At 62.3% G+C, this 25802-nt stretch carries 28 protein-coding genes; 15 read left to right on the forward strand and 13 right to left on the reverse strand.

The features are described 5' to 3' along the window. Window positions 1-24: 24 nt before the first annotated feature. Together rpsF and Q4S45_RS13405 are read right to left on the reverse strand one after the other, a co-directional pair. Window positions 25-417, reverse strand: a complete 393-nt coding sequence (gene rpsF / locus Q4S45_RS13400; protein ID WP_305504944.1) for a 30S ribosomal protein S6 — start codon at window positions 415-417, stop codon at window positions 25-27. A 118-nt stretch (window positions 418-535) separates the two neighbouring features. Continuing rightward, on the reverse strand, window positions 536-1024 hold the full coding sequence (locus Q4S45_RS13405) for a DUF29 domain-containing protein (protein ID WP_305504946.1): 489 nt from the start codon (window positions 1022-1024) through the stop codon (window positions 536-538). A gap of 171 nt (window positions 1025-1195) precedes the next feature. On the opposite strand from Q4S45_RS13405, the gene lexA reads away from it, so the two are divergent. Next, window positions 1196-1834 (forward strand): transcriptional repressor LexA, encoded by a 639-nt coding sequence (gene lexA / locus Q4S45_RS13410; RefSeq protein WP_305504948.1) that lies wholly within the window; start codon window positions 1196-1198, stop codon window positions 1832-1834. Between the two features lie 104 nt (window positions 1835-1938). Here lexA and Q4S45_RS13415 read toward each other — a convergent pair whose 3' ends face one another. From Q4S45_RS13415 to accD, 9 genes are all read right to left on the reverse strand, one after another. Next, window positions 1939-2727: a sel1 repeat family protein gene (locus Q4S45_RS13415; RefSeq protein WP_305504950.1), complete on the reverse strand. Its 789-nt coding sequence runs from the start codon at window positions 2725-2727 to the stop codon at window positions 1939-1941. 92 nt (window positions 2728-2819) lie between these two features. After that, the gene (locus Q4S45_RS13420) at window positions 2820-3596 is read right to left on the reverse strand and encodes a sel1 repeat family protein (protein WP_305504952.1); all 777 of its coding nucleotides are present in this window, start codon (window positions 3594-3596) and stop codon (window positions 2820-2822) included. A gap of 87 nt (window positions 3597-3683) precedes the next feature. Continuing rightward, complete coding sequence (locus Q4S45_RS13425; protein ID WP_305504954.1) at window positions 3684-4448, reverse strand: tetratricopeptide repeat protein; 765 nt, start codon at window positions 4446-4448, stop codon at window positions 3684-3686. Window positions 4449-4470: 22 nt separating this feature from the next. Beyond that, on the reverse strand, window positions 4471-5712 hold the full coding sequence (locus Q4S45_RS13430) for a cystathionine gamma-synthase family protein (RefSeq protein WP_305504956.1): 1242 nt from the start codon (window positions 5710-5712) through the stop codon (window positions 4471-4473). Window positions 5713-5726: 14 nt separating this feature from the next. Next, window positions 5727-7247, reverse strand: a complete 1521-nt coding sequence (purF, locus tag Q4S45_RS13435; RefSeq protein WP_305504958.1) for an amidophosphoribosyltransferase — start codon at window positions 7245-7247, stop codon at window positions 5727-5729. Window positions 7248-7288: 41 nt separating this feature from the next. After that, window positions 7289-7777 carry a CvpA family protein gene (locus Q4S45_RS13440; protein WP_305504960.1) on the reverse strand — a complete coding sequence of 163 codons (489 nt, stop codon included), beginning with the start codon at window positions 7775-7777 and terminating at the stop codon, window positions 7289-7291. Window positions 7778-7797: 20 nt separating this feature from the next. After that, entirely contained in the window at window positions 7798-8736 is a 939-nt protein-coding gene (locus Q4S45_RS13445; protein WP_305504962.1) for an SPOR domain-containing protein, read from the reverse strand. A 12-nt stretch (window positions 8737-8748) separates the two neighbouring features. Continuing rightward, window positions 8749-10047, reverse strand: coding sequence for a bifunctional tetrahydrofolate synthase/dihydrofolate synthase (gene folC, locus Q4S45_RS13450; protein ID WP_305504964.1), 1299 nt, complete (start codon window positions 10045-10047; stop codon window positions 8749-8751). A 67-nt stretch (window positions 10048-10114) separates the two neighbouring features. After that, window positions 10115-10987 (reverse strand): acetyl-CoA carboxylase, carboxyltransferase subunit beta, encoded by an 873-nt coding sequence (gene accD / locus Q4S45_RS13455; RefSeq protein WP_305504966.1) that lies wholly within the window; start codon window positions 10985-10987, stop codon window positions 10115-10117. A 669-nt stretch (window positions 10988-11656) separates the two neighbouring features. Here accD and Q4S45_RS13460 point away from each other — a divergent pair. The 14 genes from Q4S45_RS13460 (at window position 11657) to Q4S45_RS13525 (ending at window position 24521) form a co-directional block, all read left to right on the forward strand. Continuing rightward, the gene (locus tag Q4S45_RS13460; protein ID WP_305504968.1) at window positions 11657-11818 is read left to right on the forward strand and encodes a Flp family type IVb pilin; all 162 of its coding nucleotides are present in this window, start codon (window positions 11657-11659) and stop codon (window positions 11816-11818) included. A 145-nt stretch (window positions 11819-11963) separates the two neighbouring features. After that, window positions 11964-12560 (forward strand): prepilin peptidase, encoded by a 597-nt coding sequence (locus tag Q4S45_RS13465; RefSeq protein WP_305504970.1) that lies wholly within the window; start codon window positions 11964-11966, stop codon window positions 12558-12560. Between the two features lie 21 nt (window positions 12561-12581). Then, complete coding sequence (gene cpaB / locus Q4S45_RS13470; protein WP_305504972.1) at window positions 12582-13433, forward strand: Flp pilus assembly protein CpaB; 852 nt, start codon at window positions 12582-12584, stop codon at window positions 13431-13433. A gap of 49 nt (window positions 13434-13482) precedes the next feature. Beyond that, window positions 13483-15036, forward strand: coding sequence for a type II and III secretion system protein family protein (locus tag Q4S45_RS13475; protein ID WP_305504973.1), 1554 nt, complete (start codon window positions 13483-13485; stop codon window positions 15034-15036). Between the two features lie 10 nt (window positions 15037-15046). Continuing rightward, window positions 15047-15334: a pilus assembly protein gene (locus tag Q4S45_RS13480; RefSeq protein ID WP_305504974.1), complete on the forward strand. Its 288-nt coding sequence runs from the start codon at window positions 15047-15049 to the stop codon at window positions 15332-15334. Window positions 15335-15400: 66 nt separating this feature from the next. Beyond that, entirely contained in the window at window positions 15401-16627 is a 1227-nt protein-coding gene (locus Q4S45_RS13485; RefSeq protein ID WP_305504976.1) for an AAA family ATPase, read from the forward strand. 58 nt (window positions 16628-16685) lie between these two features. Next, the gene (locus Q4S45_RS13490) at window positions 16686-18053 is read left to right on the forward strand and encodes a CpaF family protein (protein WP_305504978.1); all 1368 of its coding nucleotides are present in this window, start codon (window positions 16686-16688) and stop codon (window positions 18051-18053) included. 30 nt (window positions 18054-18083) lie between these two features. Then, window positions 18084-19055 (forward strand): type II secretion system F family protein, encoded by a 972-nt coding sequence (locus tag Q4S45_RS13495; RefSeq protein WP_305504980.1) that lies wholly within the window; start codon window positions 18084-18086, stop codon window positions 19053-19055. Window positions 19056-19118: 63 nt separating this feature from the next. Continuing rightward, entirely contained in the window at window positions 19119-20015 is an 897-nt protein-coding gene (locus Q4S45_RS13500) for a type II secretion system F family protein (RefSeq protein ID WP_305504982.1), read from the forward strand. A gap of 25 nt (window positions 20016-20040) precedes the next feature. Next, complete coding sequence (locus tag Q4S45_RS13505) at window positions 20041-20559, forward strand: TadE/TadG family type IV pilus assembly protein (protein WP_305504984.1); 519 nt, start codon at window positions 20041-20043, stop codon at window positions 20557-20559. Beyond that, entirely contained in the window at window positions 20556-21146 is a 591-nt protein-coding gene (locus Q4S45_RS13510; RefSeq protein ID WP_305504986.1) for a TadE/TadG family type IV pilus assembly protein, read from the forward strand. Before Q4S45_RS13505 ends, Q4S45_RS13510 begins: the two co-directional genes overlap by 4 nt. A gap of 23 nt (window positions 21147-21169) precedes the next feature. After that, window positions 21170-22558 carry a vWA domain-containing protein gene (locus tag Q4S45_RS13515; protein ID WP_305504988.1) on the forward strand — a complete coding sequence of 463 codons (1389 nt, stop codon included), beginning with the start codon at window positions 21170-21172 and terminating at the stop codon, window positions 22556-22558. 30 nt (window positions 22559-22588) lie between these two features. Then, on the forward strand, window positions 22589-23707 hold the full coding sequence (locus Q4S45_RS13520; RefSeq protein ID WP_305504990.1) for a LytR C-terminal domain-containing protein: 1119 nt from the start codon (window positions 22589-22591) through the stop codon (window positions 23705-23707). Beyond that, window positions 23682-24521, forward strand: coding sequence for a hypothetical protein (locus Q4S45_RS13525; RefSeq protein ID WP_305504992.1), 840 nt, complete (start codon window positions 23682-23684; stop codon window positions 24519-24521). The genes Q4S45_RS13520 and Q4S45_RS13525 overlap by 26 nt, the downstream gene beginning before the upstream one ends. A 19-nt stretch (window positions 24522-24540) precedes the next feature. On the opposite strand, the gene Q4S45_RS13530 is transcribed toward Q4S45_RS13525, so the two are convergent. Together Q4S45_RS13530 and trpA are read right to left on the reverse strand one after the other, a co-directional pair. Next, complete coding sequence (locus Q4S45_RS13530; RefSeq protein ID WP_305512106.1) at window positions 24541-24816, reverse strand: DUF2277 domain-containing protein; 276 nt, start codon at window positions 24814-24816, stop codon at window positions 24541-24543. 167 nt (window positions 24817-24983) lie between these two features. Continuing rightward, window positions 24984-25784, reverse strand: a complete 801-nt coding sequence (gene trpA / locus Q4S45_RS13535; protein WP_305504994.1) for a tryptophan synthase subunit alpha — start codon at window positions 25782-25784, stop codon at window positions 24984-24986. Window positions 25785-25802: the final 18 nt, after the last annotated feature.

Here is a 25802-nt window from a genome sequence, read left to right on the forward strand (position 1 = left end):
CCAGCTTAAGGTTCCAGCCGAAAATCAGGCAGCGGCTGCAGGTGCTACTGCGGCGGCCGGAGCTTCCGAGCGGTGGCTCTTGGCTGCGTCTTCACGTTGTACCGACTTCATCATCGGCGACGGCGCGGTTTCAGCCTTCTTCATCTTAACGGTGAGGTGACGCAGCACGGCATCATTGAATTTGAATGCGGTTTCGAGTTCCACCAGGGTCTCGTTGTCGCACTCGATGTTCATGCAGATGTAGTGTGCCTTAGGCAGCTTCTGGATCGAGTAAGCCATCTGACGACGGCCCCAGTCTTCGACGCGATGGATGTTACCGCCGCGCGCGGTGACGCTGGCCTTGTAACGTTCGATCATCGCCGGGACTTGCTCGCTTTGGTCCGGATGGACGATAAAAACGATTTCATAATGACGCATGCATAACTCCTTAGGGACGTTTAAAACAAAAGCCCACCTCGGCGTCAAGACGAGTGTGGGAAGGGAAAGCCGGCAATTATAGCGCGGGAGTGGCGCCCGTGGCAACGGGTTTGTGGCGTCAGGGTGCGCGCGGCGCGGGGAAATTGGACGGAGCAGGCACGAAATCGTCATCGAACAACTGGTCGCGCGAATAGGGAATCGCCGCGGGGAAAATCTTTCGGTCCAGTCCGGTTTGCACGGAAGCGCCACGAACAGCCCGCGGATAGCTCTTTTCGGCCGCCTGCATCGCTAGTGGCGCCAAGCTAGGACTTTCTTCCAGCAGCAAAGCCAGCGCGGAGCGCTGTTCATGGATCGTACCCAGCCAGCTGCGTGACTTGCGTTCGGGCTGGTATTCGCATTTGAGTAAATGAATGATCAACACTTCCAAGCGGCTAGCGAGCTCCTTGCGAAGACTACCCATGGCGTCATCCAGTTCCTCAATCAGGTGATCCACGTCCAACTCGGCAAGGCGGCGCTGGCGCAGCAAGGCGTGCTGTTGTTCGTACCACAGCATCAGATCTTGATCATAATCTGCGCGCTGGGATCGATCCGATTTGAGTTCAAGCATAACGACCTCCTGCTCCCAAGATAGCACCAAAAGCCCGCGCCGGCGTGATGGGCGCCCACCTCAAATCGAACAAAATCCGGTCTTCATGCGGTTTTTTGTGAATTTCCCTTGCATTCGCCGAAATACTGTACAAAAATACAGTCTGTTCATATAACCAGCACCCGCACCCCAATGATCAAGCTCACCGCACGGCAAGAACAGATCCTTAACCTGATTCGGGATGCAATCGAGAACACCGGCTTTCCTCCGACCCGCGCCGAGATCGCCAACGAACTGGGCTTCAAATCGGCCAACGCCGCCGAGGAGCATTTGCAAGCCTTGGCGCGCAAAGGCGCCATCGAAATCGCGCCGGGCACCTCGCGCGGCATCCGCCTGGTCGGCGCCGCCAATCCCGAGCCGATGCCCATGCCGCCGCCCACGCTGATGATGTCGCTGCCGCTGGTCGGCCGCGTTGCCGCCGGCTCGCCGATCCTCGCGCTCGAGCATGTCGAAGCCACTTACAGCGTCGATCCGTCGATGTTCTCCTCCAAGCCGGACTTCCTGCTGAAGGTGCGCGGCCTGTCGATGCGCGACGCCGGCATCATGGATGGCGACCTGCTGGCGGTGAAGAAAATCGACAGCGCGAAGAACGGCCAGATCGTGGTCGCGCGCATCGGCGACGACGTCACCGTCAAGCGCTACCGCAAGACCGGATCGCTGATTGAGTTGTTGCCGGAGAACCCGGACTTCAAGGTGATCAAGGTCGATCCCTCGGTGGACGACTTCGCCCTCGAGGGCCTCGCCGTCGGCCTGATGCGCACCTGGCACTGATCCTGGCGGTGGGCACGAGTTCAGCGAGACCGGGCTCGATCCGCCGCGCCGGCAGCGCCCGGAACATTTTCGTTCGCTACGGGGCCGCTTGAAATCGCTGATGGCTATTTTGGGATCGTGACAGCTGGCGCATTGCGGATCGTCCAGTCGCGCCAGATGGCGTGGTCGCGCCTGTACCGGTCCATGTCCGCCATGCGCTGTTCCCAGCGATTGCTCTCGGTGGTCAGGTACGCGGTGGTCTGCAACATCCACGCTTCGCGCGACGCCATCACCTGCGCGGCGGTTTGCTTGCCATGCTCCGCCACTGCGGCATACACCTTGCCGAGGTGCTCCCTCGCCTGGCCGAGTTCCTGCTCGCTCATCAGCAGCGCAATATCCTCGGGGATGCGCTTAGCCGGCGGCAAGACGCTTTCGAGATTGCTGATGAAGCCGTTGTAGCAGGCCCGGTAGGCCTCGAACGCAGCGCTCACTTTGCCAATCTCGCTCTTGGTCCGCGACACGTCGGGAGCCTTTGGCTGTACACAGTTGAATTCGCCGGCAACCAGGTCGGCGCCGTCGTAACCGGTGGTCCAGTACGAAATGTCGGCCAGACGCTGCTGGCGTTGCCCGGTCAGGCGGGTCGCCGCGACAGCACCCGGATGACCGGCCGCCGCAGCCTTGGCGAACAGGGCGTCGCCCTTCTCGCGATCGAGCGGCGCGCCCTCCCCGTACCAGTACATTTCACCAAGGCGCAACTCGGCCTCGGGATTGCCGGCGTTCGCCAGCTGCGTGTACAGCGCCAGCGCCTGTCGATAATCCTTGCCGTTCAAGGCTTTCGCCGCGTCGGAGAGATCGGCTGCGCAAGCAGTAGCCGCGCCCGCGATAAGGAACACGCCCGCAATGAATCGTTTCATGCTGTTCTCCATGCCTGAGGGTGATTAAAAGTTTCGCTTTTTTTGGTGCATTTCAAGCTGGCTCGAGGCAAACGGTCGCCGACAGGCCGCCCCTACTTCCTGGGCTGCGCGCGGGTCGCGATGTCGATCGCCCCGTTGTTCGACACGCGCTGCCTTTCCATGTCGTCCAGGTACTGTTTTTCGCGCAGTTTCTGGGTCGTCAGGTAATCGGTGGTTTTCGCCATCCATTTGTCGCGCTTCTCGAGTGTCTGGTCGGCCGTCAGCTTGGCGCGGGCCGCAACCGCCGCATAGACCTTGCCCAGATGCTCGGTGGCCTGGCGTAGTTCCTGCTCGCTCATCAGCAGCGTCACGGCTTCCGGGATGGCCTTTCCGGGCGGCATGACGCTTTGGAGATGGTCGATGAAGCCGTTATAGCAGGCTGTGTAAGCGTCGGCGGCCTCGCTGGTCGCCGTCACCGCCCGTTTGGTCTGGGAGAACTCAGGAAACTCCGGCGCCACGCAGTTGAACTTGCCGGCGACCAGGTCCGCGCCATCGTAGCCGGTGGTCCAGTAGGCGATGTCGGCCAGCCGCTGCTGGCGGTCGCGACTGAGGCTGGTGGCCGCGACGGCAGCCTGGTTGCCTGCGGCGGCGGCCTGGGCGAACAGGGCATCGCCCTTGGCGCGGTCGAGCGGCGCGCCTTCGCCGTACCAGTACATCTCGCCCAGGCGCAGCATCGCCTCGGGGTTGCCGGCACCGGCCAGGCGGGAATACAAGGCCAGGGCCTGGGGATAGTTCTTGGCGTTCAGCGCAGCGGCAGCGTCAGACAGTTCATCCGCACCGGCGGCGCCGAAGGCCAGAATCAACACTGCACACAAAATCGAACGTTTCATGCTGCGCCTCCGGAATTAATGGAACATTAATATTCCCACCATTTACGCCGGTTGACAACAGGAATCGATACCTGCGTTCGTGAGGCACTATTTGCGGTTAGGCACGTAGTTGTTCCTGCGCGCGTCGAGTTCATTGCTGCGATCGCTCGCGGTGGAGGATTTGACCAGGTCGTTGTGGTCCTTGACCCAGGCCTCGGTGGCGCTGCGCCACGCGGCGAAGTCGGCCAGCGTCAGCTTGGCGCCGGCCGAACTCTCCGCGGCGATGCCTTCGCGCGCCTGCGCCAGCCGGGCCGTTGCCGCTGCGGTTTCCTGCTCGTTGAACAGCTTGAGCAGGTCTTCCGGCACCACCGACGCCAGCGTCTCGTGGGCGTTCATGTTGGCCACGAAATCGTTGTAGCAATCCTGCCAGGCCTGGACGTTGTTGCCGATCCGGGTGATGTCGTCGTTCACCTTGGAGATCGCGGGAATGCGCGGCGCGACGCAGCGGAACTTGCCCGACTTCAGGTCGGCGCCGTCGTACTTGTTGACCCAGTAGTCGATCTCGGCGCGCCGCGCAACGCGCTGCTTCATCACCTCGAGTGCGGCCACGGCGGTCTTGTCGCCCTTGGCCGCGGCCTTCCTGAACCACAGCTCGGCTTTGGCGTCGTCGACCGAACCGGCTTCACCGTACCAGTACATCTCGGCCAGATGGCGCTGCGCATCGACGTTGCCGGCGTTGGCCAGCTTCGTGTACAGCTGCAGCGCCTGCGGATACGCCTTCTTCTGGAACAGCGCGTCGGCGGTGGCCAGTTCGTCGGCGTTGGCGGCCAGCGCGGCCAGCGCCAGGCTCAGGCAGAGTACAAGTTTCTTCATTGGTCCCAGTCCTCGGAAAGTGTCAGGCGTCCAGCGCGCCCTTGAAATCGGCCAGCAAGTCGGCCGTGTCCTCGATGCCGACCGACACGCGGATCAGCGATTCGGCGATGCCCATGCTGGCGCGGCGCTCGGCCCCCATCTCGAAAAAGATGGTGTGCGCCACCGGGATCACCAAGGTGCGGGTGTCGCCCAGGTTGCTGGCCGGGATGCCGACCTGCAGCCGGTTCAGGTAATCGAAGCAGTCGATGCCGTCCTTCAGCTCGAAACTGAACAGCGAGCCGTAGGAACGGAACAAGGCGCCGGCCAGCTCGTGCTGCGGATGCGACGCCAGGCCGGGATAATGCACCGCCGCCACGCGCGGGTCGGCCTCCAGCATGCGCGCCAGCGCCAGCGCGTTGGCGCAGCTGCGCTCCATGCGCAGCGCCAGCGTTTCGGCGCCGACGGCGATGTGGTGCGCCGCTTCCGGCCCCAGCGAGGCGCCAAAGTCGCGCAGGCCCTTGGCGCGCAGTTGCGCCATGCCCCACTGCTTGGGCGGATTGCGCTTGTAGTTCTCGGCAATGTGCGGGTAATCGTTCCAGTCGTATTCGCCGGTATCGGTCAGGCTGCCGCCCAGCGCGATGCCGTGGCCGCCGATCGACTTGGTCAGCGAGTTGACCACCAGGCCAGCGCCGACCGATTTGGCGCGGAACAGGTAAGGAGTGGTCATGGTGTTGTCGACCACGAACAGGATGCCGCGCGCGCGGCACAGCGCGCCGATGCGGGCCAGGTCGGCGACCTGGGTGCGGGGGTTGGCGATGGTCTCGGCGAACACCAGGCGCGTGTTGTCCTTCAGCGCCGCCTCGACGTTGGCGACGTCGGTCGCGTCGACGAAATCGACACCGACGCCCTGCCCGGCCACGGTCTGCCACAGGCTGTTGGTGTTACCGAACAGGAAGGACGACGACACCACATGGTCGCCGGCGCGCAGCAAGCCCTGGAAGATGGCGCCGATCGCGCCCATGCCGGTGGCGAAGCACAGGGTCGCCACGCCGTCTTCCATGCGCGTGACCTTGTCTTCCAGCGCGGCGACCGTCGGGTTGCCCTGGCGGCCGTAACGGAAGCCCGGCTCCTTGCCCTGGAAGACGGAAGCGAGCTGGCGCGCGTCGGTGTAGCCGAAGGCGACCGAGGTGTGCACCGGCTTGTGCAGCGAGCCCTGCTCGATCGGCTTTCGGCGGTCGTTGTGCAGGATGGTCGTGGTGAAGCCGAAGTGGCGCTGGTCGCTCATGGCCCGGCCCGTCCTTATTCCGCCGTCACCGGCTTGAGATGCAGCTGGGTCGTGACCGCGTCTTCCGGCGGCGCGTTCTTCGGATTGTGGCGCGCGAATTCGAGCCGGTCCAGGTAAGCCTGCGAGATGTCGCCCGTGACGTAGATGCCGTCAAAGCACGAGGCCTCGAAGTTCGTCAGCGCCGGATTCACGTCCGAGATCGAGCGCTTGAGCGCGTCGATATCCTGGTAGACCAGCTTGTCGGCCGTGATCTCGCGGCAGATCTCCTCGTTGCTGCGGCCGTAGGCGATCAGTTCGCCGCGGGTCGGCATGTCGATGCCGTACACGTTGGGGAACAGCACCGGCGGCGCGGCCGAGGCGAAGATGACGTTCTTCGCGCCCGCCTCGCGCGCCATCTGGACGATCTCGCGGCTGGTGGTGCCGCGCACGATCGAGTCGTCCACCAGCAGCACGTTCTTGCCCTTGAATTCGTCGGCGATCGCGTTGAGCTTCTGGCGCACCGATTTGCTGCGGATCGCCTGGCCCGGCATCAGGAAGGTGCGGCCAATGTAGCGGTTCTTGATGAAACCTTCGCGGTATTCGATGCCCAGTTTCAGCGCCAGCTGGATCGCGGCCGGGCGCGACGAGTCGGGAATCGGCATGACGACATCGATCTCGCCGCTCGAAAACTCCTTGCGGATCTTCTCAGCCAGATACTCGCCCATCTTCAGGCGCGTGGCGTACACCGAGGCGCCGTCGAGGATCGAGTCGGGACGCGCGAGGTAGACGTATTCGAAGGCGCAGGGATTGAGCGACGGATTGTCGGCGCACTGGCGCTGGTGCAGCGCGCCGTCGCTGTCGATGAACACCGCCTCGCCCGGCGCGATGTCGCGCATGAAGCGAAAGCCGATGCCCTCCAACGCCACCGATTCGCTGGCGACCATGTATTCGACGCCGTCATCGGTCTCGTTGACGCCGATGCACAGCGGACGGATGCCGAAGGGATCGCGGAAGGCCAGCAGCCCGTGGCCGGCGATCTGGGCCACCACGGCGTAGGCGCCGCGCACCCGGCGGTGCACCATCGCCACCGCCTTAAACACGGCATCGGGATCGAGCGTGTAGCCGGTCGCCGCTTCCTGGATCTCGTGGGCCAGCACGTTGAGCAGCACTTCCGAATCGGAATCGGTGTTGATGTGGCGGCGGTCGTTCTTGAACAGCGCCTGCTTCAGTTCTTCCTGGTTGGTCAGGTTGCCGTTGTGCGCCAGCGTGATGCCGAACGGCGCGTTGACGTAGAACGGCTGCGCCTCTTCCTCGCTCGACGAGCCGGCGGTCGGATAGCGGCAGTGGCCGATGCCCGAATTGCCTTGCAGCGAACGCATGTTGCGGGTGCGGAATACGTCGCGCACCAGGCCGTTGGCCTTGTGCATCGAGAACATGCTGCTGTGGTTGGTTGCGATGCCCGCCGCATCCTGGCCGCGGTGCTGCAACAGCAGCAAGGCGTCATACAGGACCTGGTTGACGGGTTGATGGGAGACGACGCCGACGATGCCACACATGGTGCACTCCTAAAAACTGGACAGCAAATTATTGAAATCGTTCAAAAATGCACGTGCTGCGTCAGCGCAGCCGGCAGGAAAGGTTTGACGGTGCGCGCTCCGGTTTCCGCCATCGGCGAGAGCAGCGCATTCTTCCAGAATTCCTGTTGCGGGATCGTCGTCATGCCGCACAATATGACGGCAAACAGGACGATTACAATGCCGCGCGCCAGGCCGAACAGCCCGCCCAGGCCGCGGTCTGCCAGGGACAGGCCGCTTGCCTTGATCAGCGCCTCGAGCGCCAGGCTAAGCAGCCCCATCAGCACGCGCACGCCGAGGAACAGGGCCACGAAGGCCACCATCAGGCGCACCGCGTCGCCGGGTATCATCGCCGGCAGCATGGGCGCCAGCGTGGCGCCGTACATATTGGCGACGACGAAGGCCACCACCCAGCTGAGCAGCGACAGGATCTCCTTGACCAGGCCGCGCATGGTGCTGATCACCACCGAGGCCAACAGCACGAACAATACCAAATAATCGAAAATCGTCACGCCGGGGTCGCCCTGCCTCGCTATTTGCCGTCAGGCTTGACCATGCTGCCCGCCAGGCCGACCTTGTCGAGCTTTGCGCGCATCCGGTCGGCCTCCTCGCGCGAGAACGGGCCGACCTTAACCTGGATGCGCTCGCCCGATGGCGTCGGCACCTTGTGGGTGAAGGAGCGGATGCCCGCTTCCTTCAGCTTTTCCTGCAATTCCGCGACCTTGTCGGCCGAGCCCAGCGCGGCAACCTGCACCACGAATTTTTCAGGCGCCTTCGGCTTGTCGGCGGCCTTGCCTTCCAGGATCGCCAGCGCGCGCGCGGCGTCTTCCGGCGACTGCGCCGGCTTGGCGGCGACCTTCTCGATTTTTTCCTCGGCCTTCGGCTTCACCACCGGCTTGGGCTCGGCCGGTTTGACCTCGGCCTTGACCACCGGCTTCGGCTCTTCTTTTTTCGGCGCGGGCGGCTTGGGTTCGGGTTTCGGTTCGGGTTTCGGTTCGGTCTTCGCTTCCTCGGCGCGGCCGCCCAGCGCGACGGTCTTGACGTCGGCCACTTCCGGCTTGGACGGCTCGACGAACTGTTCGCGCTTGTCGAGCGATTCGGCGGGAGCGACCGGCGGCGCGGCCGGCATCGGCAGCGGCGGCGCCTTGTCGCGCGCCGGAATCTGGATCGCGATGTCGCTGGCCAGCGGCTTGGGCTCGGAGTCGAGCAGCATCGGCAGGCCGACGGCGACGGCCAGCGCCAGCGCGATGGCGCCAACCAGACGGCGGCGCGCGCGTTTCTTTTCGGGGAGGATCGGGTCGTCTTCGGCCCGGGTCTTGCTGCGGCTGCGCGGAGCGGCCGCTTCGCCGGCGCTGGAGGCGCGCTTGGAACGGGCCTTGACGGCTACCGGGTCGGAGTCGCGGGAAAAATAGCCGCTGTCTTCGCCAGCGGTGTCTTGCTTGTTTTTATTGAGGAACGAGAACAAGCCCATGCGTTATATTTTTCAGTGAGAGGATGATTTCCGGGCAGCCATCACGCCTGCAACCGTGTAGAACGAGCCAAAGACCACAATTCTATCATTCTCCCCCGCGCGGCTCATTGCATTCGCAAAAGCTTTTGCGGGATCGGCGAAGGCCGTCACCGAGCGCTCGCCCGGTTTGCCGTCTTCCGGCATCAAGCCGTCGATGATCGCCGTGAGCTCGTCCGTGTGCGCCGAGCGCGGCGACGGCAGTTCGGCGATGCACCAGTGGTCCACGTACTGCGCCATCGGCGCGATCACGCCGGCGATGTCCTTGTCCTGCATGACGCCGAACACGGCATAGGTGTACGGGTGAAAGCCCATGTTGCCGAGGTTCTGGGCCAGCGCCGAGGCGGCGTGCGGATTGTGCGCGACGTCGAGGATGACGGTCGGGCGGCCCGGCAGCACCTGGAAGCGGCCCGGCAGTTCGACCACCACCAGGCCGGTGCGCACTTCCTGGGCGCCGACCGGCAGCTCGAGCTTCAGTACTTCGAGCGCGGCCAGCGCCGCCGAGGCGTTGAGCAGCTGGTTGGCGCCGCGCAGGCTCGGATAGGCCAGCGAGTTGCGGCGCTGGCTGCGGCCGCCATAATTCCACTGCTGCTTGTCGCCGGCGTAGTTGAAGTCGCGGCCCAGCAGCCACAGGTCGGCGCCGATCGCTTCGGCGTGCGCCACCAGCGATGCGGGCGGCACCGGGTCGCTGCAGATCGCCGCTTTGCCGGGCCGGAAGATGCCGGCCTTCTCGAAGCCGATTTCCTCGCGCGTGGTGCCGAGGAAGTCGGTGTGGTCGATGTCGACGCTGGTGACGATCGCCACGTCGGCGTCCACCACGTTGACCGCGTCCAGGCGCCCGCCCAGGCCCACTTCGAGGATGGCCACGTCGAGCTTGCTGGCGGCCAGCAGGTGCATGATGGCCAGCGTGGTGAATTCGAAGTATGTCAGGTCGATCGCGCCGCGCTTCGCTTCGACGGCGTTGAACGCGTCGATCAGCTGCCCGTCGGTCGCCAGGTCGCCACCAATGCGCGCGCGCTCGTTGAAGTCGAGGAAGTGCGGCTTGATGTACAGGCCGACCTTGTAGCCGGCGCGCAGCAGGATCGACTCGAGCATCGCGCAGGTCGAACCCTTGCCGTTGGTGCCGGCGACCATGATGACGGGGCAGTCGAACTTCAGGCCCATCGCCTCCTTCACGGCGCGAACGCGGTCCAGGCCCATGTTGATGTGGACTTCGGCGTGGCGCGACTCGAGCAGGGCCAGCCAGTCGGGCAAGGTGGTCGGAAGGGTGTGCATGGGATCGACTTCAGTTGGAATGGGCGCACGCAAGCTTGCGTTGCGTGCGCACCGGGAACGGCGGGTGTTACGCGATGACTTCGGCGGCCTGGTCCTGCAGCAGCGCCAGCAGGCGCGCGATTTCTTCGCGCATCTTGCGGCGGTCGACGATCATGTCGACGGCGCCCTTGGTGACCAGGAACTCGGCGCGCTGGAAGCCTTCCGGCAGCTTTTCGCGGACCGTGTTTTCGATCACGCGCGGGCCGGCGAAGCCGATCAGCGCCTTCGGCTCGGCGATCACGACGTCGCCCATGAAGGCGAACGACGCGGACACGCCGCCCATGGTCGGGTCGGTCAGCACGCTGATGAACGGCAGCTTTTTCTCCGACAGCTTGGTCAGCATCGCGGTGGTCTTGGCCATTTGCATCAGCGACAGCAGGCCTTCCTGCATGCGCGCGCCGCCGGTGGCCGTGATGCAGATGAACGGCACTTTTTGCTCGAGGGCGATCTGGGCGCCGCGCACGAAGCGCTCGCCGACGACCGAGCCCATCGAGCCGCCCATGAATTCGAACTCGAAGCAGGCCACGACGACCGGCAGGCTCATGATGGCGCCGCCCATGACGACCAGCGCATCGGTCTCGCCGGTCGCTTCCATGGCCGCCTTCAGGCGGTCAGGATACTTCTTGGAATCCTTGAATTTGAGCGTATCGACCGGCAGGGTTTCCTGGCCGATATCGTAGCGGCCGCCTTCGTCGAGCAGGCTGTCGAGGCGCTGGCGGGCGCGGATGCGCATGTGGTGGCTGCATTTAGGGCAAACGTGCAGGTTCGATTCCAGGTCGGTGCGGTACAGCACGGCTTCGCACGATGGGCATTTGACCCACAGCCCTTCCGGCATGGTCTTGCGGGAAGCGGCGTCCGAGCGCTGGATCCGGGGGGGCAGCAGTTTTTCCAACCAACTCATACATTCTCCTTCTGCGGCAATTCTTCAGTTGGCGGTAGTTTAGCCGCTGGAGGCCGCCTTGTCGAACATTGCGGTCAGACTTAGCTTTTTGGAAATTTTCCCGATCGGGCCGTCCCGCGGGAACTATCGATACTAGCACTTACCTGCGCGATACGGCGGTCGTTTGCCTGTCGGCACACCATGCACCGCATCGCTGCCCGGCCCCCCACGGCGGCCCCGCAATGTTCCGAATAAATACTCTTCATTAACGCCGAGCGCGGGTATAAGGGGTGGACGCGTAGTATCGCCGATGCCAGCTCTTTACCACCCCGATGTTAACAACGATGGATAAAAAGTATTCCCTCAAAAAAATAGGAAATACATTATGGATACAAAATGTCAGTGGTTTCTCACAAACCGTGTCAGTGAATAGAGAAAAATAACTTCAAGCGATAAATTTTATCGAAAAGCGACAGTATTTTTTTCAACTTGGGAACCAATTTCACTTTTTCTTGTCGGGTTGCGCTACGTCAAATTCAAAATAGATTTGCATGACAACATTATATCAGTGGAAAGAAAAAACGAATTAATGAGGCAAAGATTTTATCCGGCAATTCGTCGCCGCAAATTCGGATTTTTATCGTTCCACATAACCGTCCATACCAATACCAACCGATAAAGGAAGCTATCATGAATCGCTTGAAAGAGTTTGCACAGGATGACTCGGGCGCAGCAGCTGTTGAATATGGCATGCTCGTAGCACTGATCGCGGCAGTGATTGTCGGTGTCGTTGCACTTTTGGGAACGGAGATTAAAACTGCGTTCACGACCGTTCAGACGGCGCTTAAGTAACGAAAGAACCTTGCCCGCCCCTGGCGGCGCTACATAGCGCAACGGGGGCAGGCCCTTCCCTTTCAGAAAAACGTCAATGCGCGTGCGCATTGGGGATTGTTGCAACCTTTGAAACATAACTTAACTCATTATCGCGGCGCTGACAATGAACCCTTTAATCCCTTCCGCTATTTCGGCCATCGGTCCCATAGTTCTTTGTCTGCTGGTGATCGCTGCGGCATGGATAGACTGCAATACCTTCCGAATTCCGAACCGGCTCGTGGGATGGGGCCTGGCGAGTGGACTGGTCTTGAATATGGCACTACCAGCGGGCGACGGGTTTTTCGGCGTGAGTCCAGGCGCCTTGGGAATATGGCAGGCGCTGGGCGGTGCGGGAGTGGGATTAGGACTGCTATTTCCTTTGTACCTGACCTGCTCGATGGGAGCGGGCGACGTAAAACTGATGTCGATGATAGGCGCATTCCTCGGCCCAAGTGCAACGCTGACGATCATCCTCTTGTCTTTTATCCTCGGCGGCACATTATCGATCGTCATCGCGGCGAGGAATGGAAAGCTGCGCCTGATGGTCACGAATATTTACGAAATGCTGCTTGGAATGATTATCTATATCCCGATGGCCGGCACTTCCCGTGTGCAGCAGCCGCGCCAGTCGGCCGGAAGAATGCCGTACGCGCTAGTGATTGCGGGCGGCCTGTTTCTTTATTTACTCAGTACCCCGCTTGGCGAAGCACTCTTTGTCTAACCAACCCGCAGGAGCACCATCATGAAAAACCACAAGGCATTCCTGATGATCGGCATCTCGGTCACGCTGGCACTGCTCGCCGTGGTCCTGGCGTCACGCTGGATCTCGCAGCAAGGCAATATCAGTACCAGCAAGGTCATGGTTGCCGCGGTCGACATCAACCTCGGTACCCGCATTAGCCCGGAATTGATCCGCAGCGTGGATTGGCCGTCGGGTAGCGTGCCGAAGGGAAGTTTCTCTGATGCGAAAGCACTCGATACGCGGGTAACCCGCGTCAGCCTGCTGCGCGGCGAGCCATTGGTGGACGCCAAGCTGGCCCAACCAGGCGCCAGCGGCGGCCTGTCCGCCGTTGTCGCCGAAGGCAAGCGGGCGATGACGGTGCGGGTCAACGACGTCATCGGCGTTGCCGGCTTCGCCCTGCCCGGAAATTTTGTCGATATCCTGGTCAGTACTCAAGGAGAAAAAAGCGGCACCTCGGACAAAGACCTGAACATCTCCAAGCTCGTGCTCGAACGCATCCTTGTTCTGGCGGTGGCACAGGAGGCCAGCCAGAACGAGACCAAACCGAAGGTGGTCAGCGCCGTCACGCTGGAAGTTACCCCCGAGCAAGCCGAACAGCTCGACCTTGCCCGCAGCGTCGGGCAGCTCTCGCTCGTCTTGCGCAACCAGATCGACCTGAAGCCCGCGCAGACTGCCGGTGCGACAAAGCAGAGCCTGCTTTACGCCCAGCTTCCGGCAGCGCCAGCGGCCCCCGTAAAACCGGTAATCCAGCGCGTCAAGCTGAGCCACAAGGCGGCGCTCATCACGCCGCGCATCGTCCAGGACTGCCAGCAAGTCATGACAGGCGCCGGCACCGTTACCCAATGTTTTTGACCGATGAATTCACGGCCATCCCTGAACTGCTCGACTCACGGAGTATTCCATGAAGAACGAAACACTGAAAGCGATTGCGGCGATTCGGCTGGACCGAACCATCGTCGCAGGCAGCGCAGCGACAGCGCTGCTGCTGGCCATGAGTGCGCAGGCGGCGGAGAATACTGAGCCCGCCAGCGTGACGCCGGCACGGATCAGCGCGTCGGCAAAGCCTGGCGCGGCGGGGCGCACCGTGTCCATGCCAGGTTGTACCGGTACGCTGGCGGTCGGACAGAGTGTGGCGGTCCCCATGGGTAAATCCATGCGGATCGATCTCGACGCGCTGCACCTTCCGGCACCTGCCTGGCTGCGCGCCGTCGGCGACCCGGAAGTCATCAAGGTCGACCCGATGGCCTCGCCGACGCCGCAGCATGCATTTTTCCTGTTTGGAAAACAAATTGGCACGACCAACCTGATGTTCCAGAACAAGGAAGGTCGTTGCGCCGCGGTCGACGTGTCCGTTGCGATCGACAGCGCACCGTTGCAGGCCAAGCTGGCGCAGCTCATGCCCGGCGAGAAGGACATCCAGGTTGGCGCGGCGGCGGAAACGCTGGTGTTGAGCGGCACGGTCAAGGACGCGCTCGCGGTGGAACGGGCGCTCGCAATTGCCAACGTCTACATGCGCAAGGCCGGTGCAACTGCAGCGGGCGGCGGCGAGCACGTCGTCAACCTGCTGTCGGTCAGCGCGCCACAACAAGTCATGCTGGAGGTCAAAGTTGCGGAAATTTCAAAGACACTGGTCGATCAGCTCGGCGTGAATTTCTCGGGCGTGCTGAATCGCGGTGACTGGGCCGCCAGCCTGGTGACGAGTTTTCTCTCGAATAGCGCCGGCACATTCAGCCTGACGAAGCAGAACTCCGGCAAACTCATCGTCGATGCGGAACGCCGCGACGCGCTCGTCAAGATCCTGGCCGAACCCAACATTATGGCCATCAGCGGCCAGGAGGGCAGCTTCCTCGCCGGCGGCAAGATTTTCATTCCCGTTGCGCAGAATAGCATTGGCGGGACGGCCACGATTACCCTGGAAGAGAAGGAGTTCGGCATTGGCCTGCGCTTCACGCCAACCGTGCTGGACGGTGGCCGGATCAACCTGAAGGTTGCACCGGAGGTTTCCGAGCTGTCCCGCGAAGGGGTCGGCGTGACTACCCCGGGTGCCGGGTTGGGCGGAAATGCCGTGCTGCCCTTCGTGACGACGCGCCGTGTCGCCACTACCGTTCAGCTCGCCGACGGCCAGAGCTTTGCCATCGCTGGACTCATCAAGAACAACGTGACCCAGAACATCAAGGCCTTCCCGATCCTTGGCGAGCTCCCCGTCCTCGGTGCGCTTTTCCGCAGCAGCAATTTTCAGACCGATAAATCTGAACTCGTGTTCGTGATCACGCCACGCCTGGTCAAACCGCTCGCACCGAACTACTCGCTGCCGACCGACAATTTCATCGAGCCCTCGCGGGGCGAATTTTTCATTGAAGGAAAGATGGAAGGCGCACCGCGCGCCCGTGCGCCGCGCGAGCCGGCCAAACCGCTCGCGGCATCCAGTCCAAGCACCGGTTTCGATACCAAATAAGGAGAAGGACATGCTCACCCGCCCCCACCTTGCATGGTCCATCTGCGCCGCCGTCGCCGGCATCCTGGCAACCGGCTGCACCACGATGACACCGAACCTCGACCGACAGTTTGGCAGCAACGTCAATCTGCTCAAGGCACAGCAAGTGATCGATCCGGCGGCGCCGGCTCGCGCCACGCCGGTCAGCGTCGACGGTGAAACGGCCCACGAAGCGGTCAACCGGTATTACAAATCGTACAAGGCGCCCACTCCGCCGCCGGGTGCGTTCACCATCAACGCAGTTGGCAAAGGCTCCTGACTTACAACGCCCGGCTGGCGAGGCCGGCCGGCATGCACCATCGCAACTCACGTCGTAAATCACATCATGAAAAATTCGCCCGCCTCTTCTATCGCCCCGACGCTGGCCAGCCCGGCCGCCGCGGATTCCCTGCGTGTCACCATCATTTCTACACAGCCAGCCCAGGCAGGAAAAATCTTCATGACGTTGCAGGCCTTTATGGACAGCAAGATGATCGAGCAGATCCATTGCCCGATCACGGAGTTCAAGCATTTCGACGAATCGCGCCTGCCGGACGTACTTCTGGTCGACTGCGAGTGCGACGGCGCCGGCGATCTGGAACCGATCGAGCGGATCGGCCGTGTCTACCCGAACCTGGCCTTTATCCTCATCTGCGAGCACCAGTCTCCCGCCTTCCTGCTGCACGCCATGCGTGCCGGCGTTCGCGAAGTGCTGAGCGCACCTGTCGATCCCGCATTGCTGGAGGCGTCGCTCGAGCGGATTCGTCATACCATGGGCTTGGCGCCTACCCGCAAGGGCAAGGTCTGCGCGGTCGTTTCGTGCAAGGGCGGCAGCGGAGCTACTTTCCTGGTCGCCAATCTGGCGCAAGCGGTCGCTGCCGGCGGCGACCGCAAAGTCGCGCTGCTGGATTTGAACCTGCAGTTCGGCGACGCATTACTGTTCCTGTCGAGCCATAACCCAACGACGACCCTGGCCGACGTGGCGCGCAACATCCACCGGCTGGACCCTGCCCTGCTCGCATCAAGCATGGTCCGGGTCGAGCCAAACCTGAACGTGCTGGCCGCACCGGAAGATCCGGCGCAGGGCAACGATATCAGGCTCGAGCACATCGACGCCTTGATCAAGATGGCGCGTCAGCAATACGACTTCGTGCTGCTGGACGTGGGCAGCAACCTCGATGCCCATACCATCCGGGCGCTCGATCAGGCCGACACCATTTTTGTCGTGCTGCAGGAGACCTTGCCGTATTTACGCGACGGCCAGCGCCTGCTCGCGGCCTTCGGCGCGCTTGGCTACGCCGCCAGCAAGACGGAGCTCGTGGTCAACCGGCATGTCAAGGGCGGGGAGATCGAGCTGGCGACCATCGAAATGACCCTGGGCGCCAAGGTAGCGTTCACCATTCCCAACCACGAAGCCTCGGTTGCCGCCTCGATCAACCATGGCACGCCGGTCGCACGGGTTGCGCCAGGCGGTCCGGTGACCAAGGCGATAGTGGCGTGGGCAAACGATCTTGCCGGCGCACCGAAACCAGCAGCGTCGGGCTGGATTCCGCGCTTGTTCAAAAGCGCTTGAGTGACGCCTTGGGCGAGCCACGCCACACGGCTCAGTGAAAACGAATCGGAGAACGGTGATGTCATTACGGGACCAGGTACGCAGCATCGAAATCGCACCGCGCATTTTTGGCGCGTCGACAGCGCACGACCAGGACGACGAGGAGCTCGCGTTCGGCGCGCTGAAGGGCCGGATTCACAGCGCGTTGCTCGAGCGCATCGACCTGAAAGCGATGGCAGCGTTGGAGCAGCCGCAGTTCAGGGCCGAACTCAAACGCCTGATCGACGAACTTCTGAGTACCGAAGACATCGTTATCAACGATCAGGAGCGCAGAAACCTGGTACGCGATATCGAGCATGAGATGCGCGGCCTTGGGCCGCTCGAACTGCTGATGGCCGATACCACCGTGTCGGACATCCTCGTCAATACCAGCAGCAAGGTGTATGTCGAGCGCTTTGGCAAGCTGGAAGCGACCGATGTGTGTTTTCGCAACGACGCCCACCTGATGACGATCATCGACAAGATCGTGTCTCAGGTGGGGCGGCGCATCGACGAGTCGAGCCCGATGGTCGATGCGCGTCTGCCGGATGGATCGCGGGTCAACGTCATCATTCCGCCGCTTGCGATCGACGGGCCGGTGATGTCGATCCGGCGCTTCGCCGGCAAGCCGCTGCGGATGACGGACCTGATCCGCCATCGCAGTGTGGTGCCGCCTATCGCCCAGTTCCTGGAAGGACTGGTGCGCGCCAAAGTGAACATGATCATTTCGGGCGGGACCGGCAGCGGCAAGACGACCTTGCTGAATGTGCTGTCGAGCTACATAGGCGTACGCGAACGGGTCGTCACGATCGAAGACGCCGCCGAACTGCAGTTGCAGCAGCCGCACGTGGTCCGGCTCGAATCGCGCCCGCCCAACATTGAGGGCAATGGTGAAGTATCGCAGCGCGCGTTGGTGCGCAACGCCCTGCGTATGCGGCCGGATCGCATCATCCTGGGCGAAGTGCGCGGCGCCGAGGCGATCGACATGCTGCAGGCGATGAATACCGGCCATGAAGGGTCGCTGGCGACGATCCACGCGAACACGCCCAACGACGCACTGACGCGTCTGGAAAACATGGTTGCGCTGGGCGGCATGCATATGAACACAGGCGTGGCGCGCCACCAAATCAGCGCGGCCATCAGCGTCATCATCCAGGTGACGCGGCTGGCCGACGGCCAGCGCAAGGTCGTCAGCGTGCAGGAAATTACCGGGATGGAGGGCGATGTCATCGCCCGCCAGGAAATCTTCGCCTTTCGCCAGACCGGCGTCAACAGCGCCGGCATCGTCCAAGGCCAGTTTTGCGCCACGGGGGTGCGGCCGCAACTGGTCGAACGCCTGCGCGTACATGGCATTGAACTGCCAACGAACTTGTTCGACCCGCTGCAACGCCATGACGCCGAAGCGTGAGCGCTACGCGCGTGCAACCGAGGAGCTATCGTGGATATCCTGTATTTCTTGATTATCGCGGCAGTGTTCGTCGCAGTAGTGCTGCTGACCAGGGCACTTTGGCTCCTTTGGGTGAATGCTAAGGGACCGGGCCGCGTGAGTCTGCGCCAGCGCATCGGTGCGATTGCCGACGTGGGCGGGGCGAAGCAGCAGGTCACCCTGCAGCAGCGGCGCCTGAGCAAAATGGCCTGGTTGGAACTCCTGATGACGCGCGTCCCGCACATCGCGCGTCTGGACCGTCTGCTTGCGCAATCGGCCACGCCGCTGAACGCCGCGCAATTTATTGGCGCGTCGATGGTCGCCGGATTGACGGCGGGAGCGCTCGCCCTGTGGCTGAGACTGCCGGTCTGGGGTGCGCTGCTGTGCGCGTTGGCAGGGCTCGGCTTTCCTCTGTGGAGAGCACTGGCGCGCCACAGCAAGCGCATGGCGCTCATCGAGCAGCAATTGCCTGGCGCGCTCGATCTGATCAGCCGCGCGCTGCGCGCCGGACACGCCTTGCCGCCGGCAATCGAAATGGTGGCCAACGAACTGGCGCCGCCGTTGTCGCACGAATTTCGGATCGTCTTTGACGAAGTCAGCTATGGCATCTCGATGTCCGAGGCGCTGAAGAACCTGTCGCAGCGCGTTCCCAGCACCGATCTCGGCTTTTTCGTGGTCGCCGTGCTGATCCAGCGCGAATCGGGCGGCAACCTGACCGTGATCCTGCAGAACATCGCCACGATCGTGCGCGATCGACTGCGCCTGTTCGGACAGGTCAAAGTACTGTCGGCCGAGGGACGCTTGTCCGCCTGGATCCTCGGCGTGCTGCCGTTCGGCCTCGCCGCCGTCCTTAACCTGGTCAATCCTGGCTTCATGACGCTGCTCTGGGTCGATCCGGTCGGCGAGCAGATGCTCAAGGGCATGGTAGTGCTAATGGCAGCAGGTGTGTTCTGGATTCGCAAGATCGTCCGCATCAAGGTGTAACACATCGACTGGGAGTGAAGCATGACGACGATTTACTTAATGAGCTATCTGGCCATCGTATTCTTGGCGATTTTCGCCTGCTCGATGCTGGTGCTGCGCGCGGTTGCCGCCGGCGGTGCGAGGCAGCGGCTGGGACGCTTCGCCGAAGGACGCGCAGCGCCCGCGCAACGTCGCGCCGGCCGGCTCGCTGCCTTGGCGAAACTGGCCCGGCCGCTCGTACGCCTGTCGATACCGGACCAGGGCTGGGAAAAGACGGCGTTGCCGAAGCAATTCCTGAATGCAGGACTGCGCAATCCGCATGCACCGGCGATGTACTTTGCGGCAAAGACCATGCTGGCCATTGTGGCGCCCTCCTTGCTGTGGCTGATCCTGTTGAAAGCGGCGCCCGAGATGCGCGGCAGCGCCGCAATTTTCTGTTTGCTCGGTGCGGCCGCTGCCGGATTCTATTTGCCCAACATCGCCCTTGCCCGCGCGGGGAAGGCGTACCAGCGCAAGATTTTCGAACAGTTCCCGGATTCGCTGGACCTGCTGATCGTGTGCCTTGAAGCGGGCCTGGCGCTGGACGCGGCGATCGGACGCGTGGCACGGGAACTGGCATCCAGCGCGCCCGAAGTGAGCGACGAATTGCATCTGGTAACGCTCGAACTGCGGGCTGGCAGCTCGCGCGAAAAGGCCCTGCGCAACCTTGCCACCCGCACCGGCGTGGACGGCATCGACACGCTGGTGGCTATGCTGATCCAGGCCGAACGATTCGGCACCAGCACCGCCGAATCTCTGCGCGCCTATGCCGACGAACTGCGCACCAAGCGGCGCCAGCTGGCCGAAGAAACGGCTGCGAAGGTCGCTTTGAAGCTGCTGTTCCCACTGATTTTCTGCATCTTCCCTGCTCTGTTGCTGGTCTTGCTGGGGCCGGCGATGATCCAGATCTACCGCGCGTTTCTGCCGGCCCTTCCAGGCTAGCCGCGCCACTATCGAGGACAAAAGCATGTTCCTTCCAATCTCCCCCTTTGCCAGGCAACGCCGTCGAATGCGTGGCGCGGTGGCCGTTGGGTTTGCACTCGTCGCGCCCATCCTGTTCCTGCTGCTGTTCGGCATCATCGATCTGGCGTTGATGTTTTGGGTCGACCTCACGATGCAGTACGCGGTGCGCGAAGGCGCCCGTTATTCGGTGACCGGGCAAAGCGACCTGGATCCGGCCGCATCCGCCCAGCAACGCTACCTTGCCGTCATCGAAAAAATCAGGCGAAGCTCAATGGGCATGTACGACCAGCTCAATCCGCAGATTACCGTGACCAATTATGGCAATGACGGCAGCAATGCACGCACCGTGAACTACGATCCGGCCGCACCGTCGCCGGCGATCTTCGGCGGCCCGGGCGATATCGTCGTGCTGCAACTGAACAATTGCGCGTGGACCAGGCTGACTGTGCTGGCACCGTTGTTCAAGGATGGGAAATACACCTTCAATGTCGCCGCGACGATGCGCAATGAGGCGTTCCCATGAACTTCGCGCCACCCAAATGCCGAGGTTCGGCCGCGGTCGAGTTCGCGATCCTCTTGCCGCTCTTGCTGCTGTTGGCGCTCGCCTTGGTCGATATCGGCCGCGCGATCCAGGTGAACCTGGTGCTGATCAATCTCAGCCGGGAAGGTGCCAACGTGGCCTCGCGCGGCAATCAGTTGAACAGCGCCAGCAGCCAGGCGCTGATGAACGCGCTCGCTTCAACGACGCCGCCGCTGCGCATGCAGACGCGAGGAATGATCTATATCAGCAAGATCATGGGTCACATGCAAAACGGCGCCGTGCGTAACGTCATTCTCGAGCAGTACCGCTGGGAGGGCAATTCGTCCTTCGCGCCGCCCAGCACCGTCTGGAACTGCGGCGCCTGGAGCAATAACCAATGCAGTGAGATTCCACCCAATCCCGATAACGCCGCCACCGCTTCCGCAATGCCCGGTTTGCTGGCCGACGGTGAAGTGATCTACGCCGTCGAGACTTTCTACAATTTCGACATGCTTTTCAGTAATTGGAATGTGGGCTTCGGGCCGATGGAACAAATCGGCCCGGTCATGTACGCCAAGACAATTTTCTGAGTCATCCTTTTGGGGAGTAATTCATGCGCATGCGTCGCTGCGGCAGGGAAAGCGGGCAGGTGGTGCTCCTGGTATTGTTTTCACTGGTAGTGCTGATCGGTACTGTCGGCCTGGCAATCGATTCGGCGGTCGGCTATCTTATCAAGGCCAAGCTCAACGCCGCGGTCGACTCGGCCGTGATCGCTGCGGCCCGCACCGTATCGCAGGGCAGCACGCAAGACGTGCAACGGGCCAATGCGATCACCGCGGCGCGCGAATTCTTCGACGCAAACTACCCTTCGGGATACATGGGATCGACCGCCCAATTCAGCGACCCCGACATCGTTTTCGACGGCGGCAAGGTAGTTCTCAGCGCGGCCGCCACGGCGACCGTTCCGACCAGATTCATGCGCGTACTCGACGTCGGCTCATTTAACGTCGGCGCGAATGCACAGGTGGTGAGAAAGGACCTCGACATGGCGGTGGTGATCGACACTACCGGCTCCATGAACACCGGCAGCGTTCCCGGCCAGGTGCGCAGCAACACAAAATTATTTCTAACCAAGTTCAACCAGACCATGGACCGCGTCGCACTGATCCAGTATGCGTACGGCGCAGTGACGCGCGATGGATTCCGGCCGGTGCAGCGCGGCTTCGATATCGCCAGCATGAATTCGCATATCGATGCGTTCACCTTCGCCGGATCGACCAACTCCTCAGAAGGCGTATGGCACGCGCGCGACCAGCTGAACAATGTGATCCAGGCGGCCAGCCGCTCGAGCATGCGCGTGATCGTATTTTTCTCCGATGGAGCGCCCAATTCGTTCGCATCCTCTTTCGCTTTCAATACCGGAGCGGGTACCTGCACCGCTGCCGGCACCATTTCCACCGGCGATGACACAACGTCCAATTGGCCAGCCGGTCTCAGGGCGCAGGACGCCATCAGCGCCAACTCGCCCTCGCCGTGCTGGCAAAATACTTCCATCGCCAATCCGGCGGCCACGACCCACATCAACAAGCTTCCGGACTGGTACAACGCCCACAATCCCACCGATTTGCCGGCGCTGCGTGAGTTCCCGGTGGTCACGAACACGCCGCGGATTGTCACCAGCGACACCAGCACCCGCGATAGCGCCTGGCGCAACGTCAATCGCGCCGCCCGCAACCTGCTCGAAGCAATGGCCGAGAAATCACGCAACGAAGGGATCTATGTGTTCACCCTGGGACTCGGCAACGCGTTGACCTTGCCGACGGGCCCCGACAGCGAAAAGGGGGAAGACATCCTCAAATGCATGGCCAACGTGGCCGATGCGCCGGCCCGTTGCCTGCGCGCGGCCCAGCCGGTCGGAACCTATTGCCACGCCGCAGACGAAAACGAGTTGAAACCTTGTTTCGACAAACTTGCCTCGGCAATTTTGCGCATCACGAAATAGGCCGCCCCCGTTCAAAGCCAGGAGCTCGTCGTGAAAAACTACACCGCTTATCTGCGGCAGCTGAAGTACGGCGCAATGTTCATGCTGTGCAGCTGCGCGCATTTGCAACACACGCAACCTTCCTCGGAAATCAAGCCGTTTTACCGCGTGTCGAACTCTCCGGGAAGCGCCTATGGGTACTATCTCCTGGGCACCTACTACGCGGGACAAAAAAGAAACGAGCAGGCCGCAGAGGCATACCGCCAAGCCATCGAGATCGACCCCGACCTCGCCGACGCACACAACGCCCTCGGCATGTTGCATGCCGGTGAGGGGCGTTATGTCGAGGCGATCGCCAGTCTTGTCAACGCCGCGCGGGTGGCGCCAAAGGTGGCGAAATTTCACAACAATCTCGGTTACGTATATCACCTGAAAGCGGACTACTCAGGTGCGGTCACCGAGTTTCGGCGCGCCTTGGCACTCGATGCCCACTATTCGCTGGCGTCGAACAATCTGCTGGCAAGCTGCGAAAGAATGGGAGTTGTCTCTCAGCGGCATCGGGTCGTACTGGCGAACGGCGAATCCCGGCTAATCGAGCTCGCCCCTTGCCCCGCCACAAGCCTGGCCAATCACCCGGCGGACGGCGCCGGCGAAACACTACTGGATACCGCCCGCGCCTACCTGCGTCGCGGGGCGGAAATGATAACCGGTCTCGCCACTTCTGAGCCCCCTCCCGTGCTGGCGGGTATTGCCGTCGCCATACCCTCGGAAAATGCGCGTTCCTACAGGCTTGAAATCAGCAACGGCAATGGCGTTCCTGGCTTGGCGCAGAGTTTGCGCGACACGCTGCGCCCGGATGGCGCGCCAACGCCACGCCTGACGAACATGAAAACATTCACGCAACGCGATACGGCCATTCAGTATCGTCCTGGCTTCCGCGAGGCGGCCCGACTGCTCAGCCTGAGAATCCCGACTCGGCCTCGATTGTTCCGCGACGACGACCTCGCCACGGCGGTGGATGTTCGCCTGGTGTTGGGGAAGGACATGACAGAGCGCGTCGAAATGGCGATCAGGGAGTTTGCCGGGTCGGAACGCTCAGCACATGCAGTGTCGGTAGGTAAGGAGCCAACAGCGGGAGATTCCAATGCACCCAAACTTGCGCGGGAATGAGGCGACCGGCTCCGTGACCGGAGCGCGCCGGCGCGGTTGCAACGGCAATCTGGAGGCGCTGGCGGGAGCCCCCTGGCCGCGAGCTGCTTCATTCCACAAGGACGATTATGTCGTCCAAATTGCCGATTCAGACGCAAGCCTGACCGCGACGCACCAACTGGTCTGCGACAGATACGCGAGACGCGGCTATCGCGTATCGGCTCGGCGCCCGGGAGGCCCCCACCAGACCACCATCGGCGTGCTTGCGGGCTGCGCGATAGTCGGCACGGCCACATTACAGGTCGATTCGCCCCTGGGTATCAACGCAGATGCTGTTTTCCGTGACCACGTGGATATCTACCGGAATGAGGGTGCTGCGGTGTGCGAGATCACCCAATTTGCGTTGGCGCGTGGAATCCGCTCCGAAACCGTGCTCGCGGCAGTGTTTCATTACCTGTACATATTGGCGTTCCATGTGCGGCAGCGCAGCCACATATTCATCGAAGTCAATCCCCGGCACCGTCGATTTTACGAGTCGGTCTTCGGATTTGAATGCCTGACCCCGATCCGAATGAATCCTGGAGTGAACGCACCGGCGTACCTGCTGCAAGTGAGGACCGATCACCTTGCGTCAACTATATTCCACCCGAGCGATGATTTGGAATTTCCTCGCTTCTATTCGATCGACGAAGAGCACCGCATCCGAAAATCGTTCGCGCACCGCTATCCCTTGAGGAATATGAGGGGAGCCTCGCACGCCGCCGGCGCGGGCGATCTCTACTATCTGCAGCATTTGCGCACCAGAGATGCGTACGCTCCGACTCAAAGAAATTAGCGTCGCCCACCCACACAGGCTAAACGCGCCGCTGGAAGCGGACCGCGTTGCGCGCCTTTGCACGCAACGCTTCGATCTCGCGGTCGCGCGGTTCGGCATTGGTAACGAGCGAGGCGATCAGCACGCTCGCCGCGGCCGCCACGTCCTCGATCGCCTTGTCGAAGGCTGCCTGATTTGCCTGCGATGGTTTGGTGAAGCCGCTCAGCTTGCGGACGAACTGCACCGAGGCGGCGCGAATTTCGTCTTCCGTCGCCGGCGGCTCGAAATTGAACAGGGTCTTGATGTTTCGGCACATAGATTGCTCCTGATACGGCAAACGCACGCTCAGCATGGATTCCCGCCTGCGCGGGAATGACGGTTCTCGATTTGTCAGCCATAAGACCGTCGTTCCTGCCATTGGCAGGCCCGACTTCCTGCGCAGGCAGGAACCCATACCATCTTCGCTTGGCAAGTAAAGCGGAGTTACTCGCTATCGAGCGCGTGACGGATGCCCGTCACGAACGCCTGCACCGCCGCCACCGCGCCCTCCTTCGGCGTGTTCTCCAGCTCCTGGATGATCCGGCTGCCGATCACCACCGCGTCGGCAACGCTGGCCACCGCTTTCGCGGTCGCGCCGTCGCGGATGCCGAAGCCGACGCCGATCGGCAGCTTCACGTGCTCGCGGATCGCCGCCACCCGGCGCGCAACGTCGGCCGTGTCGATGGTGCCGGCGCCCGTCACCCCCTTGAGCGACACGTAATAACTGAAGCCGCTGCCCACTCGCGCAACCTGGGCGATGCGTTCCGGCGTCGACGTCGGCGCCAGCAGGAAGATCAGGTCGAGATCGGCCGCGCGCATCGCCGCGGCGAACTCCTCGCACTCTTCCGGCGGATAGTCGACGACGATGGCGCCGTCTGCGCCCGCTTCTTTCGAGGCGGCGATGAAGGCGTCGGGCCCGATCCGCTCGATCGGGTTGGCGTACCCCATCAGCACCACCGGCGTGTGCTGGTTGGTCTTGCGGAATTCGCGCACGAAGTTGAAGACGTCGGTCAGGCCGATGCCGAACTTGAGCGCGCGCTCGCAGGCGCGCTGGATCACCGGCCCTTCGGCCATCGGATCGGAAAACGGCACGCCCAGTTCGAGCACGTCGGCGCCGCCCGCGACCAGCGCGTGCATCAGCGGCACCGTCAGCTCGGGACCGGGATCGCCGGCCGTGATGAAGGTCACCAGGCCGGTCTTGTTGTGCGCCTTGAGCGCGGAAAAGGTAGCTTCGATTCTGGACATTGTTGTGCTTTCGTGTGA

It is taken from the genome of Massilia sp. R2A-15, assembly GCF_030704305.1.
GTDB lineage: Bacteria > Pseudomonadota > Gammaproteobacteria > Burkholderiales > Burkholderiaceae_D > JAFCUW01.

Excerpts from the sequence above, each read along its gene's own strand:
- rpsF (WP_305504944.1), bottom strand. The coding sequence starts at position 417 with ATGCGTCATTATGAAATCGTTTTTATCGTCCATCCGGACCAAAGCGAG.
- Q4S45_RS13405 (WP_305504946.1), bottom strand. The coding sequence starts at position 1,024 with ATGCTTGAACTCAAATCGGATCGATCCCAGCGCGCAGATTATGATCAA.
- lexA (WP_305504948.1), top strand. The coding sequence starts at position 1,196 with ATGATCAAGCTCACCGCACGGCAAGAACAGATCCTTAACCTGATTCGG.
- Q4S45_RS13415 (WP_305504950.1), bottom strand. The coding sequence starts at position 2,727 with ATGAAACGATTCATTGCGGGCGTGTTCCTTATCGCGGGCGCGGCTACT.
- Q4S45_RS13420 (WP_305504952.1), bottom strand. The coding sequence starts at position 3,596 with ATGAAACGTTCGATTTTGTGTGCAGTGTTGATTCTGGCCTTCGGCGCC.
- Q4S45_RS13425 (WP_305504954.1), bottom strand. The coding sequence starts at position 4,448 with ATGAAGAAACTTGTACTCTGCCTGAGCCTGGCGCTGGCCGCGCTGGCC.
- Q4S45_RS13430 (WP_305504956.1), bottom strand. The coding sequence starts at position 5,712 with ATGAGCGACCAGCGCCACTTCGGCTTCACCACGACCATCCTGCACAAC.
- purF (WP_305504958.1), bottom strand. The coding sequence starts at position 7,247 with ATGTGTGGCATCGTCGGCGTCGTCTCCCATCAACCCGTCAACCAGGTC.
- Q4S45_RS13445 (WP_305504962.1), bottom strand. The coding sequence starts at position 8,736 with ATGGGCTTGTTCTCGTTCCTCAATAAAAACAAGCAAGACACCGCTGGC.
- folC (WP_305504964.1), bottom strand. The coding sequence starts at position 10,047 with ATGCACACCCTTCCGACCACCTTGCCCGACTGGCTGGCCCTGCTCGAG.
- accD (WP_305504966.1), bottom strand. The coding sequence starts at position 10,987 with ATGAGTTGGTTGGAAAAACTGCTGCCCCCCCGGATCCAGCGCTCGGAC.
- Q4S45_RS13460 (WP_305504968.1), top strand. The coding sequence starts at position 11,657 with ATGAATCGCTTGAAAGAGTTTGCACAGGATGACTCGGGCGCAGCAGCT.
- Q4S45_RS13465 (WP_305504970.1), top strand. The coding sequence starts at position 11,964 with ATGAACCCTTTAATCCCTTCCGCTATTTCGGCCATCGGTCCCATAGTT.
- cpaB (WP_305504972.1), top strand. The coding sequence starts at position 12,582 with ATGAAAAACCACAAGGCATTCCTGATGATCGGCATCTCGGTCACGCTG.
- Q4S45_RS13475 (WP_305504973.1), top strand. The coding sequence starts at position 13,483 with ATGAAGAACGAAACACTGAAAGCGATTGCGGCGATTCGGCTGGACCGA.
- Q4S45_RS13480 (WP_305504974.1), top strand. The coding sequence starts at position 15,047 with ATGCTCACCCGCCCCCACCTTGCATGGTCCATCTGCGCCGCCGTCGCC.
- Q4S45_RS13485 (WP_305504976.1), top strand. The coding sequence starts at position 15,401 with ATGAAAAATTCGCCCGCCTCTTCTATCGCCCCGACGCTGGCCAGCCCG.
- Q4S45_RS13490 (WP_305504978.1), top strand. The coding sequence starts at position 16,686 with ATGTCATTACGGGACCAGGTACGCAGCATCGAAATCGCACCGCGCATT.
- Q4S45_RS13505 (WP_305504984.1), top strand. The coding sequence starts at position 20,041 with ATGTTCCTTCCAATCTCCCCCTTTGCCAGGCAACGCCGTCGAATGCGT.
- Q4S45_RS13510 (WP_305504986.1), top strand. The coding sequence starts at position 20,556 with ATGAACTTCGCGCCACCCAAATGCCGAGGTTCGGCCGCGGTCGAGTTC.
- Q4S45_RS13515 (WP_305504988.1), top strand. The coding sequence starts at position 21,170 with ATGCGCATGCGTCGCTGCGGCAGGGAAAGCGGGCAGGTGGTGCTCCTG.
- Q4S45_RS13525 (WP_305504992.1), top strand. The coding sequence starts at position 23,682 with ATGCACCCAAACTTGCGCGGGAATGAGGCGACCGGCTCCGTGACCGGA.
- Q4S45_RS13530 (WP_305512106.1), bottom strand. The coding sequence starts at position 24,816 with ATGTGCCGAAACATCAAGACCCTGTTCAATTTCGAGCCGCCGGCGACG.
- trpA (WP_305504994.1), bottom strand. The coding sequence starts at position 25,784 with ATGTCCAGAATCGAAGCTACCTTTTCCGCGCTCAAGGCGCACAACAAG.